Origin of the sequence: Enterovibrio nigricans DSM 22720 (assembly GCF_900167155.1) — a bacterium.
GTDB classification, from domain to species: Bacteria; Pseudomonadota; Gammaproteobacteria; order Enterobacterales; family Vibrionaceae; genus Enterovibrio; species Enterovibrio nigricans.
Genome location: NZ_FUXU01000077.1, coordinates 1 through 17,845, shown reverse-complemented (window position 1 = coordinate 17,845; position 17,845 = coordinate 1). Strand labels below are relative to the sequence as shown.

Annotated in this window: 19 protein-coding genes and 1 rRNA gene; 9 read left to right on the top strand and 11 right to left on the bottom strand. The window is 49.4% G+C overall.

Annotated elements, in window-relative coordinates; translation table 11 throughout:
- A 16S ribosomal RNA gene (locus B5D35_RS18985) occupies positions 1–168 on the bottom strand; the annotation flags it as partial.
- Positions 169–849: 681 nt separating this feature from the next.
- Between B5D35_RS18985 and B5D35_RS18980 the strand changes: the two genes are divergently transcribed.
- Positions 850–1,392 (top strand): gamma carbonic anhydrase family protein, encoded by a 543-nt coding sequence (locus B5D35_RS18980; RefSeq protein WP_078754083.1) that lies wholly within the window; start codon positions 850–852, stop codon positions 1,390–1,392.
- Here B5D35_RS18980 and B5D35_RS18975 read toward each other — a convergent pair.
- Genes B5D35_RS18975 through tsaC form a run of 4 tightly spaced genes read right to left on the bottom strand, consistent with a single transcriptional unit; the run spans position 1,385 to position 3,978 of the window.
- Positions 1,385–1,648 carry a DUF1488 family protein gene (locus B5D35_RS18975; RefSeq protein WP_078754082.1) on the bottom strand — a complete coding sequence of 88 codons (264 nt, stop codon included), beginning with the start codon at positions 1,646–1,648 and terminating at the stop codon, positions 1,385–1,387. The two genes, B5D35_RS18980 and B5D35_RS18975, sit on opposite strands and share 8 nt — an antisense overlap.
- 1 nt (position 1,649) lies before the next feature.
- Complete coding sequence (aroE, locus tag B5D35_RS18970) at positions 1,650–2,471, bottom strand: shikimate dehydrogenase (protein WP_078754081.1); 822 nt, start codon at positions 2,469–2,471, stop codon at positions 1,650–1,652.
- Positions 2,472–2,478: 7 nt separating this feature from the next.
- Entirely contained in the window at positions 2,479–3,402 is a 924-nt protein-coding gene (hemF, locus tag B5D35_RS18965; protein WP_078754080.1) for an oxygen-dependent coproporphyrinogen oxidase, read from the bottom strand.
- A gap of 18 nt (positions 3,403–3,420) precedes the next feature.
- A complete protein-coding gene (gene tsaC, locus B5D35_RS18960; RefSeq protein ID WP_078754079.1) occupies positions 3,421–3,978 on the bottom strand; it encodes an L-threonylcarbamoyladenylate synthase type 1 TsaC in 558 nt (185 codons plus the stop codon).
- A 279-nt stretch (positions 3,979–4,257) separates the two neighbouring features.
- Here tsaC and purE point away from each other — a divergent pair, with 279 nt between their 5' ends.
- Together purE and B5D35_RS18950 are read left to right on the top strand one after the other, a co-directional pair.
- Positions 4,258–4,743, top strand: coding sequence for a 5-(carboxyamino)imidazole ribonucleotide mutase (purE, locus tag B5D35_RS18955; protein ID WP_078754078.1), 486 nt, complete (start codon positions 4,258–4,260; stop codon positions 4,741–4,743).
- A 2-nt stretch (positions 4,744–4,745) separates the two neighbouring features.
- Positions 4,746–5,882 carry a 5-(carboxyamino)imidazole ribonucleotide synthase gene (locus B5D35_RS18950; RefSeq protein WP_078754077.1) on the top strand — a complete coding sequence of 379 codons (1,137 nt, stop codon included), beginning with the start codon at positions 4,746–4,748 and terminating at the stop codon, positions 5,880–5,882.
- A 61-nt stretch (positions 5,883–5,943) separates the two neighbouring features.
- On the opposite strand, the gene B5D35_RS18945 is transcribed toward B5D35_RS18950, so the two are convergent.
- The 4 genes from B5D35_RS18945 to B5D35_RS18930 are packed head-to-tail and all read right to left on the bottom strand — an operon-like array spanning position 5,944 to position 9,098.
- Positions 5,944–6,507 (bottom strand): DNA topoisomerase family protein, encoded by a 564-nt coding sequence (locus B5D35_RS18945; protein WP_078754076.1) that lies wholly within the window; start codon positions 6,505–6,507, stop codon positions 5,944–5,946.
- A gap of 34 nt (positions 6,508–6,541) precedes the next feature.
- Positions 6,542–7,018 carry a DUF494 family protein gene (locus B5D35_RS18940; RefSeq protein WP_078754075.1) on the bottom strand — a complete coding sequence of 159 codons (477 nt, stop codon included), beginning with the start codon at positions 7,016–7,018 and terminating at the stop codon, positions 6,542–6,544.
- 2 nt (positions 7,019–7,020) lie between these two features.
- On the bottom strand, positions 7,021–8,121 hold the full coding sequence (dprA, locus tag B5D35_RS18935; RefSeq protein WP_078754074.1) for a DNA-processing protein DprA: 1,101 nt from the start codon (positions 8,119–8,121) through the stop codon (positions 7,021–7,023).
- The gene (locus B5D35_RS18930; protein WP_078754073.1) at positions 8,121–9,098 is read right to left on the bottom strand and encodes a LysM peptidoglycan-binding domain-containing protein; all 978 of its coding nucleotides are present in this window, start codon (positions 9,096–9,098) and stop codon (positions 8,121–8,123) included. Before B5D35_RS18930 ends, dprA begins: the two co-directional genes overlap by 1 nt.
- A 176-nt stretch (positions 9,099–9,274) precedes the next feature.
- Between B5D35_RS18930 and def the strand changes: the two genes are divergently transcribed.
- The 5 genes from def to B5D35_RS18905 all read left to right on the top strand — a co-directional run bounded on the left by def (position 9,275) and on the right by B5D35_RS18905 (position 15,001).
- Entirely contained in the window at positions 9,275–9,787 is a 513-nt protein-coding gene (gene def / locus B5D35_RS18925) for a peptide deformylase (protein ID WP_078754072.1), read from the top strand.
- A gap of 7 nt (positions 9,788–9,794) precedes the next feature.
- Positions 9,795–10,751 (top strand): methionyl-tRNA formyltransferase, encoded by a 957-nt coding sequence (gene fmt, locus B5D35_RS18920; RefSeq protein WP_078754085.1) that lies wholly within the window; start codon positions 9,795–9,797, stop codon positions 10,749–10,751.
- A 67-nt stretch (positions 10,752–10,818) separates the two neighbouring features.
- A complete protein-coding gene (gene rsmB, locus B5D35_RS18915) occupies positions 10,819–12,096 on the top strand; it encodes a 16S rRNA (cytosine(967)-C(5))-methyltransferase RsmB (RefSeq protein WP_078754071.1) in 1,278 nt (425 codons plus the stop codon).
- A gap of 71 nt (positions 12,097–12,167) precedes the next feature.
- Positions 12,168–13,544 (top strand): Trk system potassium transporter TrkA, encoded by a 1,377-nt coding sequence (gene trkA / locus B5D35_RS18910; RefSeq protein ID WP_078754084.1) that lies wholly within the window; start codon positions 12,168–12,170, stop codon positions 13,542–13,544.
- An 11-nt stretch (positions 13,545–13,555) separates the two neighbouring features.
- Positions 13,556–15,001 (top strand): TrkH family potassium uptake protein, encoded by a 1,446-nt coding sequence (locus B5D35_RS18905; RefSeq protein WP_078754070.1) that lies wholly within the window; start codon positions 13,556–13,558, stop codon positions 14,999–15,001.
- An 18-nt stretch (positions 15,002–15,019) separates the two neighbouring features.
- On the opposite strand, the gene trhA is transcribed toward B5D35_RS18905, so the two are convergent.
- Together trhA and B5D35_RS18895 are read right to left on the bottom strand one after the other, a co-directional pair.
- A complete protein-coding gene (trhA, locus tag B5D35_RS18900) occupies positions 15,020–15,679 on the bottom strand; it encodes a PAQR family membrane homeostasis protein TrhA (protein WP_078754069.1) in 660 nt (219 codons plus the stop codon).
- Between the two features lie 85 nt (positions 15,680–15,764).
- Positions 15,765–16,556, bottom strand: a complete 792-nt coding sequence (locus B5D35_RS18895) for a sporulation protein (RefSeq protein ID WP_078754068.1) — start codon at positions 16,554–16,556, stop codon at positions 15,765–15,767.
- A 131-nt stretch (positions 16,557–16,687) separates the two neighbouring features.
- Between B5D35_RS18895 and B5D35_RS18890 the strand changes: the two genes are divergently transcribed.
- Positions 16,688–17,752 carry a GGDEF domain-containing protein gene (locus tag B5D35_RS18890; RefSeq protein ID WP_244556667.1) on the top strand — a complete coding sequence of 355 codons (1,065 nt, stop codon included), beginning with the start codon at positions 16,688–16,690 and terminating at the stop codon, positions 17,750–17,752.
- Positions 17,753–17,845: the final 93 nt, after the last annotated feature.

Here is a 17,845-nt window from a genome sequence, read left to right as displayed (position 1 = left end):
GTCGTTTCCAACTGTTATCCCCCACATCAGGGCAGGTTCCCAGCCATTACTCACCCGTCCGCCGCTCGTCATCTTCAAAAGCAAGCTTTTGAAATGTTACCGCTCGACTTGCATGTGTTAGGCCTGCCGCCAGCGTTCAATCTGAGCCATGATCAAACTCTTCAATTAGAATTTTGTTGTTACCCGAAGGTAACGCTCAATGAATACTGAATTACTTTTTTGCCCGTAGGCAAATCTGCATTGACTGTGTTGACAGTGCACTCCGAAGAGATTCACCATCTTGGGTCACTCAGTTCATTGATAAATCTTTTGTCTATCAAGTACGAGTGCCCACACAGATTGTATAGGTCAAATTGTTAAAGAACGTTGACTGTAGAAGCCGGAGCTTCTCACCGTCAGGGCTGCGAATTTTACGCTGCCAGGCGATGAAGTCAAGAAGAAATTTTGCGGTATTTCCGCGTTGCTTTTGCAACCATCAAAACGTCTTGTTGACTTGCTTCTCTCGTTAAAGCGCGCTTACTAAGAAGTGGCTTTTTCGTTGAAGCGGGCGGCCATTTTACTGATTCGTTTCAACGCGTCAAGCGTTTATTTTCATTCAGTTTTGAAGCCTGTTCGCCGTACCGATTTCGTGGGCGTTTCCTCGTTGGAAGCCGCTCTCCGTGTCGGTGAAGCGGCATTATAGGGAGCTATGAAAAGTTGGCAAGGGCTTTCTTACACTTTTCACCTAAAAACGGCGCGTTCGATTACTTTTCAATCAATGCATAGGTAAAACACATATGAACGCTGATTAATTGCACTCTAAATAACATCGATATAGTCTATTTTTATGTTTCCTTATCGGATTTAGCTATGTCTTCTGTACTTCGTAGTTATAAAGGTACCTACCCGAATGTAGGTGAGCGCGTTTATATAGATCCTACATCTGTATTGGTCGGTGATATCACGCTGGGCAATGATGTTGGTATCTGGCCGTTGGTTGCAGCACGTGGCGATGTTAACCATATTCAAATTGGCGATCGATCCAATATTCAAGATGGTTCAGTGCTCCACGTGACCCACAAGAACAAAGAAAACCCTGAAGGTTACCCACTCATCATTGGTGAGGACGTAACGGTCGGCCACAAGGTAATGCTGCACGGCTGCACAATTGGTAATAAGGTGCTTGTGGGTATGGGCGCCATAGTACTCGATGGTGCCATAATAGAAGATGAAGTAATGGTGGGCGCGGGAAGTTTAGTACCACCCGGTAAGCGTTTGGCTTCGGGTTTTCTCTATGTAGGTAGCCCGGTTAAACAAGCGCGCCCATTAAAAGAAGAAGAACGCGCTTTTTTGCAGAAGTCGTCAGATAACTATGTTGTGACGAAAAACGAATACTTAGCAGAAGCTAACTGACCCAAATTTCGCCGGCTCCATTGAAGTCCTCTTCTTCTATAGCGTTTTCGGCGAGCTCTTCATAGTCAAAGCGATACTCATTGAAGATATTGAGTATCGCCTCTTTCGAGTCCAGCTCACTGCCCGTTCGCTTTTCTAAGTCACTCACTTGCACAAAGCATGGGATCAAACCCCCTGCTTGTTGCGCATGAAAACTTACAGCTTGACGTGCGTCATCGACGTTATGAAGATCAGGAAATAGAATATTTTGGTTCATGCTACTCAGCCAAATTTCGGCGTAATTCTCTGAGCACCTGACCAGTCCCCGGTCGGATACCACGCCAAATGGTAAAACTCTCTGCGGCCTGACCCACCAGCATGCCCAATCCATCGATCACGCGAGCGGCCCCATTATCTAGCGCCCACTGGTTACTGCTTGTTACCCCTGAGCCATACACCATGTCATACACCACTGTGTATGCGTGCATGACACTGGCAGGGATTTTTGGACGCTCTCCCGACAAACTTGCCGAGGTGGAATTAATGATGACATCAAAGGTCTGCCCTTCCAATGCCTCAAAGCCAGTCCCATCAACCTTACCGTGTTCAGCAAACAGTGCCGCCAAGGTTTCTGCTTTGCTGACGGTGCGATTGGCTATCACTAAAGAAGCCGGTTCGTGCTTTAGCAATGGCAGCACCACGCCGCGTGCCGCGCCACCTGCACCAAGAAGTAGGATTTTAGCCCCTTCTATTTGTACGTGATGACTAAGAAGGTCTTGAACCAACCCTTCGCCATCGGTGTTGTCGCCAAGAATGCCGCCATCATCGAGCTTTTTCAGCGTGTTCACCGCACCGGCAAGCTTCGCCCTCTCGGTCAGCATGGTTGCCATGGCATAGGCGTTCTCTTTAAACGGTACCGTGACGTTACACCCTTTGCCGCCGTCGTTGAAAAACGCGGTGACGGCCTCATCAAATCCGCCCAAAGGTGCTTCTAAGGTTTGGTATGTCATGTCCTGCGTTGTCTGACGCGCAAAGAGCGTATGTATAAAAGGAGATTTGCTGTGCGATATCGGATTGCCGACAACAACGTACTTGTCCATTGCTTACTTACCAGTCCCTTGGTTTAAGAAAGTCATTATAGAGTTTGGCTTCTGGTGAACCTTCTTCTGGCACAAAGCCATACTCCCAGCGAACCAACGGTGGCATCGACATCAAAATCGATTCGGTGCGTCCGCCACTTTGCAGGCCAAACAGGGTACCGCGGTCGTAGACGAGGTTGAATTCGACATAGCGACCACGACGATAGAGCTGGAATTGACGTTGGTGATCACTGTACTCGGTATCTTTGCGCTTCTGTACAATAGGCAGGTACGCATCCAGATAGCCCTCGCCCACCGCTTTGATGTACTCGAAGCTGGCATCAAAGCCCCACGCATTCAGATCGTCAAAGAACAAACCACCCACACCGCGGGTTTCATTGCGGTGTGGCAAGAAAAAGTAACGGTCGCACCAAGCTTTATGTTCGGCATACACCTCATCGCCAAATGGTGCACAAATCGCTTTCGCGGTGTCATGCCAGTGCTGACAATCTTCTTCTGATGGATAAAAAGGCGTGAGATCAAACCCACCGCCAAACCACCATACCGGTGCTTCACCTTCTTTTTCGGCAATAAAGAAACGCACATTAGCGTGTGAAGTTGGTACATGAGGATTATTGGGGTGCACCACCAGCGAAACGCCCATCGCTTCGAAGCTGCGTCCAGCCAGTTCAGGCCTGTGCGCTGTCGCTGACCCAGGCATTTTGTCGCCAAAGACGTGCGAAAAATTCACGCCCGCTTGTTCAAAGATCTGACCGCCGCGCAACACCCGGCTTCTGCCGCCGCCTCCTGCTTCACGCTCCCACGCATCTTCTTGAAAAGATACTGCACCGTCTTCGCACTCAAACGCGGCGCAAATGGTATCTTGTAGCGAAAGCAAAAAGCGTTTGACTGCTTCTTTATCTACCTGTTGAGGAAGCTGTTGGTTTTGCACGCGATGTCCTTGTATTTGTTAGCCTTGACGTAGCACCTTACCAGAACGTGCATCGCGGATCTCGGTAGGATTGTCACGTCCGCCCGTTTTACCCAACAATACGCACGGCACGCGATCGCCAAGCTGCGCTTCAACTTCTTTTACTGTGCGGCACGGCTCTGCGCCGCTTAAGTTGGCACTGGTTGAGGTGATAGGCTTGCCATATGCCAGGCACAGCGCCTGTACGTCAGGATGATCAGAAACGCGAACAGCAACGGTGTCAAACTGTCCGGTTACCCAATCGGTGATCTTCTTTCCCGCAGGCATCACCCAGGTGACAGGCCCAGGCCAGGTCACCAACACATCGGCTTTAATCTCATCACTCAAACTATCAACATCAATGTAGCCTTCAAGTTGTGCAAGGTTGGCGGCAATAAGTATCAAACCTTTGGCTTTATCACGCTCTTTTACGTCCAATAGAGCCTGCACGGCAGCAGGGCTGTCCGGATCGCACCCAACACCAAACACGCCTTCCGTTGGGTAGGCGATCACTTCTCCTCGCGTCAGCGCTTCAACACACTGTTCAACACTTGCCAATGGGGTTCTCCAACTCTTTCTTATTTACTTACACGCCTACTATGACTAACTATGGCAGCCGTTCTCAACACTTTTGTCACAAATCGAAACAGACTTAGCAGAAATTTCTGTATTTACTTTGATGAGAAACCGCACCAAACCCACCGACGCAAACGTTTTCCTAATGGCTTTTTGCCGATATAATGGCGCCAATTTCACCTAACCCTTATTTTCTCTTTCAGAGAACACCGCGCGAAAAAGCGTTTTGGGTTGCAGTACACGGCAGTTACAGGAGCAACTATGAAAGTCGGCATCATCATGGGTTCAAAGTCAGATTGGCCAACCATGAAAAACGCAGCAGATATGCTGGATCACTTCGGTATTGCTTATGAAACCCGCGTGGTTTCCGCGCATCGCACCCCTCAACTCCTTGCAGAATACGCAAATAATGCTGCATCTCGTGGTTTGAAAGTATTGATCGCCGGCGCAGGTGGCGCAGCACACTTACCCGGTATGACAGCCGCCTTTACTAGCCTACCCGTATTGGGTGTGCCAGTTCAGTCAAAAGCACTGAAAGGCATGGACTCTTTGTTATCCATTGTTCAAATGCCAAAAGGCGTCGCTGTTGGTACTCTCGCCATTGGAGATGCAGGAGCAGCAAATGCTGGTCTATTGGCAGCGCAAATCCTTGCAACGGGTGATGATGCTCTGCTTGCTAAAATTGATGCGTTCCGTCAAACCCAGACGGAAACCGTTCTTGCTCACCCTGACCCATCGGTGGAATAACCATGAAAGTGCTGGTACTTGGTGCCGGACAACTGGCACGCATGATGGCACTGGCTGGTGCCCCATTAAATATAAAAATCAGTGCGTATGATGTTCGAAGTGGCAAAATCGTCCACCCCTTGACACAGGAAGTATTAGGTCAAGGCCTTGAGAATGGTATTGCGGATGCAGACGTCATTACCGCCGAATTTGAACATATTGCGCCGGATATATTGTCTGTGTGTCAGGCAAGCGGCAGATTTTACCCGGGAGAAGAAGCCATTCTCACTGGTGGCGATCGCCGAAAAGAAAAAACACTGCTTGATAGAGCAGGGGTGAATAACGCCCGCTATCAGGTGATTGAAAACCGCGACGACTATGACGCAGCTATCGCTAAAATTGGACTTCCACTCATTCTGAAAAGCGCGCTAGATGGTTACGATGGCAAAGGCCAGTGGCGATTAAAAACAGATAGAGATATCGACGCTGTTTGGCAGGATATCGGCCAATTCCTCAAGACCTCGCCTCAAGGCAGCCGCCAGTGTGTGATTGCCGAAGAGTTTGTCCCGTTTGATCGCGAAGTGTCCTTGATTGGCGCGCGAAACGCCCAAGGCGAACTGGAAATCTACCCGCTGACAGAGAACATTCACACCAATGGTATTTTGAGTGTGTCCATCTCCGCTGGCGAGAATGATGCTGTGCAATCACAAGCCGAAGCCATGTTTAAATCAGTGGCTGATACGCTGAATTACGTGGGTGTACTTGCGATCGAATTCTTTGATGTTGACGGTACGTTGATGGTTAATGAAATCGCGCCGCGTGTTCACAATTCCGGTCATTGGACGCAACAAGGTGCGGATGTATGCCAGTTCGAGAATCACCTTCGTGCAGTATGTGATTTGCCGCTTGGCAGTGCCAAACGTATTCGACCCACCGCCATGATCAACATTGTTGGTAACGTGACGGTACCGACCTCGGTCATGCATCAGGCTCACGTGCACTGGTATGACAAAGAGCCTCGACCAGGGCGGAAGATTGGTCACATCAACCTGTGTGCAGATTCTGCAAGCACATTGGGTGATACATTGGACTCCATCGCAGAGCTTCTTGTTGATGATGAGTTTCCAGCTTTAAAGCTGGCTGCCGACAATTTACGTTAACCGCCCGTAAAACGAAAAAGAGCCGCGTAAACACGCGGCTCTTTTTCCTGCATAAGTGCCCTTAACCCTGTTTATGTTGGCATTTCTTATCAGCACACACTTTCACTATGCCTGTAGCCAGATTCTTTTCCAGTAACAATGGATAACCGCACGCCTCACACCTACCTTTTAACGGCTTAAGGTTCACAGCAACTTTGCACTTCGGATAACCATCACAGGCATAAAACGCTTTGCCAAAACGCGATTTTTTCTCATGCAGATGCCCCGTTTTGCATTCAGGGCAAGCAATGTCGATCGTATCCGTATCGGGCTCCTGATCGCGCTTTTCTATGTGTTGGCATTCCGGATACGACGAGCAGCCAATGAACATCCCAAAACGCCCTTGGCGTAATACCAATTCATTGCCACACTCAGGACAAGGAAGCCCCAACTCTTTTACGATGTGGCCATCGTTATGGTGCAAAGATTCCACAAAGTCACAGGATGGATAAGCAGAGCAGGCTTTAAACGGCCCGCGCTTACTGTGCTTTATAACAAGAGCGCTGCCACATTGTGGACAGCGCTCTTGTTCATTCAGCGCATGCTCATGTGCACTGAACAATGACTCGTCTATTTTTCCAGCCAAAACAGCTTAGCCTCAAAGACTTAGTAATAAAGGGTTAATGAAGGTACTCGTCTTCCGCCGTCGCATAGAGGAGTTCTTCCATCTGATCGTACGCACTCTCATTGCCCGGCACATTGAACAATACCATCAGTATCACCCATTTGAGATCATCCAGCGCAAACTCTAGTGTTTCCAGCTCCATGACACGATCAATGACCATCTCGCGGGTTTCTGGACTAAGCACATTAATTTGCTCTAGAAACATCAAAAAACCACGGCACTCAGTGTCCAATCGGTCCATTTCTTTAAGTGTAAAGATACGGACGGAGGTCTGCGCATTCGCGGTTAAATAAGGCGTTTTATCCGCATCTTGTAACAAAGCCAGTTTTTCCAGCCAGTTCAATGCCTTGTAAATATCGTCTTGATGAAACCCGGCGCGGGAGAGTTCATCAGCCAACTCGTCCTGATCAACCATCAATTCCACATCGCTGTGAATATAGGTTTCGAACAGGTACATTAGGATGTCCATCATGGCTAGCCCCTCCTCGTTCTGATATAGCCTCCAGGTACTGCGGTAACAAGCCCCTGTAGCTCTAGTTCTAACAACTGCATCATGATTTCGTGAACGGGTTGTTCGCAGAATTCTGCAAGCACATCGACACACCTTGCTTCATTTCCTACGTTAGCCAACAGTTCAGGAAATGGCAATTCTTCTTGCAAAACTTGAGCCTGCACCACGTCTAACTGGTGATTAATTGCACAGCCTGCAAGTGTTCCGACTTGGGCTAAAATATCGTCGACGGTTTCGACAAGAAATGCCCCTTGTTTAATAAGTCCATTACTGCCTTTTGCATGTGGGTTATTCACTGCTGCAGGCAGAGCAAATACATCACGCCCCTGTTCAAGGGCAAGCCTTGCCGTGATCAGAGAGCCACTTTTCAAAGCCGCTTCAACCACAAGCACGCCTGTAGAAAGACCGCTGATAATTCGATTACGTTTTGGAAAAAATGCCGGCTTAGGGGGAGACCAAGGCCAAAGTTCAGAAACCAGTGCTCCACCACCCGCTTTGATCTCTTGAGCCAGTTGTTTATGACGCGAAGGGTAAACTTTTTCTAGCCCTGAGCCTAGTACAGCAACTGTTACCCCCTTTCCATCAAGCGCCCCTCTGTGCGCGCGTCCATCAATGCCCAATGCTAAACCACTTGTAACCGTCACATCGTGGCGTACCAATTGATAGGCAAAGTCATGGGCTAGTGACAGCCCGTCTGCACTGGCGTGGCGGCTACCCACAATGGCAATTTGAGGCGCTGACAATACGCAAGGATCGCCCTCAACAAACAAAAGAGGGGGCGCAGAGGCGATATGCTTGAGAAGGTACGGATATCTTGGGTCGGCGAGAGTCAGGATATGCTTGTCTGGCGCATCACACCACGCCAAGCATCTTTCTATCGTGTTCTCATCAGGGTATCGAAATGCCTGCAACTGCGTAGGGGTTAGCCCTAGCGCTAACAACTCATTATCCGAGAGGGTCAAAAGCGAATTGGGTGGATGCGAACTCACAATCTTACTTAAAGACTTCGCACCCAATCGTGGCACAGCCGCCAGTCTCAGCCAACTTTCAACCACTGTCGCCACTATGAACCGCCGCTTGATACCACTGGCAGGCTGGAAGACAGGGGTTGTTCAGCATCGGCCACCATGGCAAGACTGAAGTGTGGGTAGCTTCTGATCACCAGCAATTTACCTAACGAACGCGACGGCAATGTTTTAACAACAGCGTCTGGGGCATTATCGACGGGGTTTTCATAACGCATCGACCCTTTATTCCCTCGCATCAACGCGCTTTGCTGCTGGACGGACAGTACATGACCAGGCTTGAGACCATCTTCGTCCCCCCTATCGACCACGACTATCTGACGAAGCCCCACATACTTACTGCCGTAAAGGTGACCCACCATGTGGCCACTTAACCCTGCAGGTGCTTCAGAAGGATGAAATATTTCTCCCGTTTTCGCGCCCAGAGACGGCAAGAGAATATCGTTTGGCCTAACTTCCTGAGATTGGTGGGTCAGCACCATCTCAGACATGCCATCGATAACCTGCACCAACTGCGCTTCCGCCACTTTTTTCAGGCTAACCATCTGGATAGGGGTTTCTCCAACCTGACGATCGAAGGTTTCCACGGGCCTATAGATAAACCACGTGTCGTTTTCGACCGAGGCATCAATATAAAAAGGCGCACGTTTGGAAATATAGCTCCACCCCTCCTGATCACCGAGCACCCGCGGGGCGAGACCCAGCTCCGCCGTTCCAATCAAGGTGTCATAAGTTAGATGCTGTCTCAGAATCGATGCCGGCGTACTTCCAATGGGTGACGTTGTTATGCCAGCCTGTCCCGCGTGGGTTAATATAGGCTGCCCATCGACCCACAGAAGCTGCAGCGTGTCACCAGGATAGATAAGGTGTGGATTGGTAATTTCCGGGTTCTGTCGCCACAACGAAGTCCATTGCCAGGGTGCGTCTAAATACAGGCCAGCTATGTCCCACAGCGTATCCCCTTTTTTTACGGTATACGTGGCCGGCGCTTCATCAGATAGCGCCAGAGAAAACACATTAAAGACCGGAAAAACCGTTGCGAAGAAAAAATAATGATTGGCTTTCTAAACATCCCATGTCTCCAAAAGCATACTTTCGATTTGGATGCTGTCATTTGAATTGAAAAATGTCTAGAATTAGCCCAATTACCGGAGCCAGATACGGCGCAGTTCAACATATTTAAGAGACGTATATGAGTGTATTACAGGTTTTGACCTACCCGGACGATCGCCTACGCACTGTGGCGAAACCGGTAGAAAGCGTCACACCAGAGATCCAAAAAATTGTCGATGACATGCTCGAAACCATGTACGACGAAGATGGGATTGGCCTTGCAGCAACACAGGTTGATATCCATCAACGCATCGTTGTTATCGATCTGTCTGAAACCCGTGATGAGCCTATGGTGCTGATCAACCCAGAAATTCTGGATAAGCGCGGTGAAGATGGTATTGAAGAAGGCTGCCTGTCTGTACCCGGTGCCCGAGCATTGGTATCTCGCGCATCGGAAGTGACTGTTCGCGCATTAGACCGGGACGGTAACGAATATCAGTTCGACGCGGATGATCTTTTGGCAATCTGTGTGCAACATGAACTAGACCACTTGGAAGGCAAACTGTTTGTTGATTACCTGTTGCCACTGAAGCAACAGCGTATCAAACAGAAGCTGGAAAAAATGAAACGCACAAATCAGAAAGCCAGCTGAGGTGTCCTTGAGCGACTCACTTAAAATCGTATTTGCCGGTACGCCGGATTTCGCCGCCCTTCATTTGGCGGCGTTGTTGTCTTCACACCATGAGGTTGTGGCTGTTTATACACAACCTGATCGTCCTGCGGGTCGTGGCAAAAAGCTGACTGCCAGCCCAGTGAAAGTACTGGCACAAGAGCACAATATTCCGGTTTACCAACCGGAAACCTTACGCACAGAAGACGCGCAGCAAGAACTGGCGGCTATCGGTGCTGATCTCATGGTCGTAGTGGCTTATGGCCTGCTCCTGCCTCAGCCTGTGCTGGATACTCCACGCTTGGGTTGTATTAACGTGCACGGTTCTATCTTGCCGCGCTGGCGTGGTGCTGCACCAATTCAGCGTTCAATCTGGGCGGGTGACGCACAAACAGGTGTTACCATCATGCAGATGGACATCGGCTTAGATACTGGCGACATGCTGAAAATCACAACGCTGGATATCGATGCGAAAGAAACCAGTGCAACTCTCTATGAGCGCTTGGCCGAACTGGGGCAGGATGCACTGGTTGAATGCTTGGGAGACATCGCATCAGGTAATGCAGTCCCCGTGAAGCAGGACAACGAGCAAGCCAACTACGCGAAGAAACTGAGCAAAGAAGAAGCCTTGGTGGATTGGAACCTCAGCGCAATCGCTATCGAGCGCTGCATTCGTGCTTTTAACCCTTGGCCGATGAGCTATTTCACCGTGACCGTCAATGGCGCAGAGCACAACATCAAAGTGTGGGATGCCGATGTAGACGCTGAAAACAGCGACAAAGCACCAGGCACCATATTGTCTGCTGACAAAGCGGGAATTCGAGTGGCAACGGGCGACGGCGTACTGCGTCTGACATCCATTCAACCACCGGGTAAGAAAGCCATGAGCGCAGCAGACATTCTGAACTCGCGCCGCGAATGGTTTGAACCTGGCAATATACTGTAATAAAAAGGCCAGCTTGCTGGCCTTTTTAGTGGCTCGCCGCTATGCGAGCAAACACTGAGGTAACTTCATGAACGTAAGAGCTGTCGCTGCACAGGTCATTTATCAAGTGGTAGACCAAGGACAATCATTGTCTGCGGCGCTGCCACCCGCTCAGCAAAAAGTGGCACCTCGTGATGGTGCTCTGCTGCAAGAAATCTGCTATGGCGTACTGCGCTGGCTACCAAGACTGGAATCGATTACTCAGTCATTGATGGACAAACCGCTGAAAGGCAAACAACGCGTATTTCATCATTTAATATTGGTTGGCTTATACCAGCTTGGATTCATGCGCATTCCTGCCCATGCTGCGGTTGCCGAAACGGTAGACGCGACCAAAGTGCTGAAAAAGCCCCAGCTACGCGGATTGATCAATGCCGTATTGCGTAACTATCAACGCAACCAAGAAGCACTTGATATCGCGGCTGTTTCTCATGATGCGGGTAAATACGGTCATCCTGGCTGGCTGCTAAAGTTGCTTCAACAAGCGTACCCGAATCACTGGGAAAGTGTGGTTGAAGCGAACCATGAAAAAGCCCCAATGTGGCTTCGAGTGAACCGCTCACATCATACCCGTGACAGTTACCGAGCGTTACTGGATGACGCCGGCATCGCGACAGAGTTACACCCTGAAGCGAGCGATGCGCTAAAACTGGCCTCTCCGTGTGACGTGACCGTATTGCCGGGCTTTTCCGACGGTTGGGTTTCAGTACAAGACGCTGCCGCACAGCTTTCTATCGATTACCTTCAGCCACAAGCGAATGAGCTAATTCTCGATTGTTGTGCAGCACCCGGTGGCAAAACCTGCCATATCCTTGAACATCAACCGACCGCAAAGGTGGTTGCAATGGATGTGGATGCTACCCGCTTGAAGCGTGTCGAAGAGAACCTTAAACGGCTAAATCTCAACGCTCAGGTCATTTGTGGTGATGCGCGCTATCCACAAGATTGGTGGAAGGGCGAGCAGTTTGATCGTATTCTGCTCGACGCACCCTGTTCAGCAACAGGTGTTATCCGCCGTCATCCAGACATAAAATGGTTACGTCGCGCCGATGACATTGCACAGCTTACAACCCTGCAGTCAGAAATTTTGGATGCGATGTGGGCGCAATTAAAATCAAGGGGTACGCTGGTTTACGCAACGTGCTCTATCACGCCGCAAGAAAATGGCGAGCAAGTAAAAGCCTTTTTAACGCGGACCAGTGATGCATCACTGGAAACTGGCTCCATAGAGGCTCCTGGCCGTCAAATTCTGCCGGGGCAAGAGAACATGGATGGGTTCTATTACGCCGTCCTGAAAAAAGCGTAATAGAAACAATGCAGGTGGGTGAGCCCACCTGCTATAAAAATAAGAAACGAACCGAGGTTCACGCAGACGTTATGAAAATTATCATCTTGGGGGCTGGACAGGTCGGCGGTACATTGGCCGAAAATCTGGTTGGCGAAAACAATGACATTACCATTGTCGATAAAAACCCCGAGCGCCTCAGAGAGCTGCAAGACAAATACGACCTTCGTGTCGTTCAAGGCTATGCTAGCCATCCATCAACCTTATTAGAAGCTGGCGCACAAGATGCGGACATGCTGGTCGCCGTCACCAACTCTGACGAAACCAATATGATTGCCTGCCAGGTTGCCTTTACCCTCTACAACACCCCCAACCGCGTTGCGCGGATCCGAAGCCCTGAATACCTCGCGGCAAAAGAACAACTATTCCAAACTGACGCTTGTCCTGTTGATCACCTGATCGCGCCGGAAGAGTTGGTTACGCGCTATATTCACCGCCTAATCGAATACCCGGGTGCCCTGCAGGTGGTTAACTTTGCAGACAACAAGGTTGGCTTGGTCGCGGTCAAAGCCTACTACGGCGGGCCACTGGTGGGGAATGCCTTATCAGCCCTTCGCGAACACATGCCACATGTCGATACCCGCGTAGCTGCGATTTTCCGTCGTGATCGCCCTATTCGACCACAAGGAACCACCATCATTGAAGCCGATGATGAGGTTTTCTTTGTCGCAGCGAGCAATCACATTCGTTCGGTCATGAGCGAGCTCCAACGCTTAGAGAAACCGTACAAACGCATTATGATCGTTGGCGGCGGTAATATCGGAGCAGGTCTTGCCCGAAGCCTTGAGCGCTCGTACAGCGTAAAACTGATAGAACGTAACCCACAACGTGCGGAGCAGCTTTCAGAGATTCTCGAAAACACCATCGTATTCTGTGGAGATGCAGCAGATCAGGAGCTTTTAAGCGAAGAGCATATTGATCAGATTGATGTGTTTATCGCCGTCACCAACGAAGATGAAGCCAACATCATGTCAGCCATGCTGGCAAAGCGCTTGGGTGCCAAGAAAGTCATGGTACTTATTCAGCGCGGAGCTTATGTAGACTTGGTACAAGGCGGTGCCATCGATGTGGCGATATCGCCACAACAGGCCACCATTTCAGCGCTACTCACACACGTGCGTAAAGCCGACATTGTTAACGTATCGTCTCTTCGACGCGGTGCAGCAGAAGCCATTGAAGCTATTGCTCACGGCGATGCGAATACCTCAAAAGTCGTGGGGCGTGCAATTGGCGATATCAAACTACCACCAGGTACCACAATTGGCGCCATCGTGCGGGAAGATGAAGTACTTATCGCTCATGATAAAACGGTGATCCAGCAGGACGATCACGTCGTGATGTTCCTGGTTGATAAAAAATATGTTCCGGATGTGGAAAGGCTGTTCCAGCCAAGTCCGTTCTTCCTCTGATGGCTTGAGATATGGTTAATTTAAAGCCGGTACTCTTCGTAATCGGGCTGGTCTTATCCAAGATTGCCCTTTTTATGTATATCCCGACCCTTACAGCGTTTTTCACCGGCACCTCGGGATTTCTTGATTTCGGTATGTCCGTTATCATCACGCATATTGCTGCATTTGCTTGCCTGAGCGTCGGAAAAACCGATGACTTTCGCCTCAACACTCGCGATATGTTTGTCATTACCACCTTGGTATGGGCCATCGCCAGCGCGTTTGCCGCACTGCCTTTCGTGTTCATCAACCACATTAGCTTTACCGATGCGTATTTCGAAACCATGTCGGGGATCACCACGACAGGTTCAACCGTACTGAGCGGCCTCGACAAAATGGCTCCCGCGATTTTGCTGTGGCGTTCAATATTGCAGTGGCTCGGCGGTATTGGGTTTATCGTGATGGGCGTAGCTATCCTGCCGTTTTTGAACGTCGGTGGTATGCGCCTGTTCCAAACCGAGTCTTCTGATTGGTCTGCAAAGTCTAGCCCTCGCACCAAAAGCGTTGCCATCAGCATCATGAAGATTTATCTGATCCTGTCTGCAGCCTGCTTTTTCTCGTACCTGCTTGCCGGCATGTCACCGTTTGACGCGGTTAACCATGCCATGACCACGCTTTCAACGGGTGGTTACTCCACCTCAGACAGCTCCATGAACCATTTTAGCCACTCCGCGCAATGGGTGGGCACTGTATTTATGTTTGCAGGCGGCCTGCCGTTTTTGCTTCTTATGCAGGCGCTTCGCCGCCGAGAACCAACAATGATTCTGGCCGATGCACAGGTACGAGGCTTTACCTATCTGGTACTGGCAACGTCCTTGATGGTCTCTGCCTGGCTAGTACTGACTCGTGACTACAGCATCATGGATGCTATTCGCGTCTCGACATTCAACATTGTCTCGGTAGTCACCACCACAGGTTTTGGATTGGATGACTTCACCGCATGGGGGCCATTCGCTTCGGTCATTTTTGCCTTCATGTTAATTGTTGGTGGGTGTTCAGGCTCAACAGCAGGTGGCGCAAAAATCTTCCGTTTCCAAGTCGCATTTGCATTGCTGAAGAAACAAATTCACCAGTTGGTTCACCCTTCTGGTGTGTTCATTCAGCGATACAATGGTCGCCCGGTTAACGAGGATATCGTCCGCTCAGTGGTGGCATTTGCCATTACCTATCTGCTCACGATTTTAGTCGTCGCCATGATTTTGGCAGCAACGGGTCTTGATGGCATTACCAGCCTCAGCGGTGCGATGACAGCGGTGGCAAACGTGGGGCCTGGTATGGGCACCATCATCGGGCCTACAGGCAATTTTTCTAGCCTGCCTGATACGGCCAAATGGGCACTCAGCATAGGCATGCTGATGGGTAGATTGGAGATTCTGACAGTATTGGTTCTGGTATTTCCTGCATTCTGGCGTGACTGAGTCACGCCAGCCTTTGGCTCATATCGGCTTCACATACCAGTAAATCGCCAAGAAATGGAGCACCGTTCCGCCCAACACAAACACATGCCATATCGCATGGTTGAACGGAATGGTGCGCTTCACATAAAAAATCACACCCAGAGAATACACCAATCCCCCCAATGTCAGCAGGATAAGGCCCGGAGCTGACATTACCTGAGCTAGCTGATACACCACCACCAACGACAGCCAGCCCATGGCTAAATACATTGCCAACGACAGCGATTTGAAACGGTAAACAAAGGCAATTTTCAATATCACCCCCACCAAAGCAATCGCCCATATCAATGCCATCACTCCAAAGGCCAATGGGGTTCGAAGGCTGATCAGCATAAATGGGGTATAGGTGCCTGCAATCAATAGATAAATTGCGCAATGATCGAAGGTCTTTAAGGCACGTTTGGCTTTTTCGAAAGGGATAGCATGATAGAGCGTCGATGCTAAATAGAGCAGTATTATACTGGCACCGTAGATACTATAACTGGTAATGCTCAATGCATCCGCGCCATCATGCACGGCTTTGATCAGTAACATGACCAATGCAACGATGCCAAAGATCACCCCGACACCATGGCTGATACTGCTCGCTATTTCTTCTTTGACGGAATATGTGGTGCTCGCGGGTACGTGATTCGACATCGGGCTACCATCCTTTGCTTTTGCTTGAGGGTTTAACCCGAACGAGTATGACATATTTAAGCGTACACGTGTAAGCTAAAAATGGTTACGTGATTTTTCCAAGCAATTCTTTGATGGCTTGCGCAATGTCCTCTGCCGAACTTGTTTTTCCAAACTGCAAACGCCTTTCCAGCTTGTTCGTACCTGTCAGGTGCCCCGCTAACTGGCTGAGTCCTTCGCCTTTCACAAAAAACAGCATGACAAGCTCTGTGTCATCACGCTCGGGGATGACCGTCAACATGACACTCGACCAGTTCTCTGTATGTGGCAGTTGAATAGGAGCCAGAGTGAAAACCTGTTCAAATGGACGGCGTCCCTTTTTGGGTTGCTCTGTGGTTTCTTTTTCTATCCGAAATCCAAGGTCTTCGAATGTTCTCAGCACAGCATCGTGTATGGGAGAAGGCGCGAGATTAACCGGCAGCGAGACGGTAGCATCTTTCGCCATTGGAATATCCAGACTGACGTCCAGCCAGACATGCTCTTTGCCAAAAGTCACGGGGGTATTGGGCGGCACAATCAACGACGTTGAGAAATGGCGCGTTTCATTCTCTTCTAGCGTGAAAGCATCAGGTAGAGACCATGATGAGAGTGTGTAGGACAGCTTCTTCCATTGACGCTTCTTGCCTTGCTCTCCACCTGCTCGGATCTCTTCCCACCCCATATAGTGGCATCGCAATGCACAATGTATTGCTTTTACCGGCTGTGGTACGTCACCACCCTCGGCAACGATTGAGAGACGCGTCTCCCCGCCCTGTGACAGTTGCGAATTTTCTAAACTAGCACACACATTGGCACTGCCAACCCCTATTCGCGCCAGTGCTTTTTTAAACCATCCCACCGTTTTGTATCCTTCTCGTTTGCCATACGCCTAAAATCCCTATGACCTGACATAGCAAAGAATCAACTTTAAGTCAGATGTCACAGCAACGCATTTTTTTCAACTAAGCTTATTACACTGGTGAAATGTGGATGCCGGATATCCACCTTAAGACGGAGAATAAGCCAGCTATGTCACAAGACACCTTTACATTATCTGCTGGATATTTAAAAAAAATCGTTCCTTTATTGATGAAGTATCAGGTTCCGGCAACACCCACAAATTACGCTCTCTGGTACACCTATATTGCACATACCGATGCCGAACTGGCAAAAATAATGAACGAGGCCATTCAAGAGTGTGGCTCAGTCAGCGCTGCTCACTGTGAACAACTTTATCAAGAACATATTGCCGAAAAACACGACAAAGACTTTCATGAATTACAGAGCAATTTACAAGCCATGGCGCAAGAAATGGGCAATACCATGGTCGATACAATGAAAGATACCGATGTCTTCCAAAACACCTTAGACCGGTCTTTCAAACAACTCGCACGCGTCGGCGAAGAAACGCTAACCATGGAAGAAACCATCGCCTTAGTACGCAGTGCAGTAAAAGGGTCAAAAAAAATCAAACAATCCACCAGCTTCTTTAAAAACCAGCTGGCAGAAGCGCAAAAAGAAATTGCCCTATTGAAAGAAACCCTTGCAGAAGCGAACGAGCAAGCCATCAATGATGCGCTGACAGGTATCCTCAACCGACGGGCATTCGACGATCAACTTGATGCCATGATCGCGAACCCCCCCCCTAAAGGCTTTTGTCTGCTGCTTTGCGATCTTGACCATTTTAAAAGCTTCAACGATACCTACGGCCATTTAATGGGTGATCAAGTACTAAAAATCACCGCCAAACGTCTGTCTGACTATTGCCGTGAAGGTATTCAGGCTTATCGTTATGGAGGGGAGGAGTTCGCGATGTTGGTGCCGAATCGCGCATTAAACGGTGCTCGCAGGGTCGCAGAGACCATCCGTTCGAGCATTGATAAACTGATGATAAAAGATAAAAAAACAGGGACAAAACTGGATAACATTACCGTCTCCATTGGTGTCACACAGTTCGAAAAAGGCGATCACGCAAAAGCCCTCATAGATCGCGCCGACAAACAACTTTATGAAGCAAAAAATCTGGGCCGGAATCGCGTGATGCCCATTGCGTAATAGCACGCATAAGCGGCTTTGTTGCTTAATTCGGTTGGAAGACATGGCAGCCTAAAGTTGTTCGGTTCTTAAGCAATATACTGAGTTTCAGGC

What these genes read in the sequence shown, in the direction of transcription:
- trhA (WP_078754069.1), bottom strand. Translation starts at nt 15,679, where the DNA reads ATGTCGAATCACGTACCCGCGAGCACCACATATTCCGTCAAAGAAGAA.
- B5D35_RS18975 (WP_078754082.1), bottom strand. Translation starts at nt 1,648, where the DNA reads ATGAACCAAAATATTCTATTTCCTGATCTTCATAACGTCGATGACGCA.
- def (WP_078754072.1), top strand. Translation starts at nt 9,275, where the DNA reads ATGAGTGTATTACAGGTTTTGACCTACCCGGACGATCGCCTACGCACT.
- B5D35_RS18890 (WP_244556667.1), top strand. Translation starts at nt 16,688, where the DNA reads ATGCCGGATATCCACCTTAAGACGGAGAATAAGCCAGCTATGTCACAA.
- aroE (WP_078754081.1), bottom strand. Translation starts at nt 2,471, where the DNA reads ATGGACAAGTACGTTGTTGTCGGCAATCCGATATCGCACAGCAAATCT.
- trkA (WP_078754084.1), top strand. Translation starts at nt 12,168, where the DNA reads ATGAAAATTATCATCTTGGGGGCTGGACAGGTCGGCGGTACATTGGCC.
- B5D35_RS18980 (WP_078754083.1), top strand. Translation starts at nt 850, where the DNA reads ATGTCTTCTGTACTTCGTAGTTATAAAGGTACCTACCCGAATGTAGGT.
- purE (WP_078754078.1), top strand. Translation starts at nt 4,258, where the DNA reads ATGAAAGTCGGCATCATCATGGGTTCAAAGTCAGATTGGCCAACCATG.
- B5D35_RS18905 (WP_078754070.1), top strand. Translation starts at nt 13,556, where the DNA reads ATGGTTAATTTAAAGCCGGTACTCTTCGTAATCGGGCTGGTCTTATCC.
- B5D35_RS18940 (WP_078754075.1), bottom strand. Translation starts at nt 7,018, where the DNA reads ATGATGGACATCCTAATGTACCTGTTCGAAACCTATATTCACAGCGAT.
- rsmB (WP_078754071.1), top strand. Translation starts at nt 10,819, where the DNA reads ATGAACGTAAGAGCTGTCGCTGCACAGGTCATTTATCAAGTGGTAGAC.
- B5D35_RS18950 (WP_078754077.1), top strand. Translation starts at nt 4,746, where the DNA reads ATGAAAGTGCTGGTACTTGGTGCCGGACAACTGGCACGCATGATGGCA.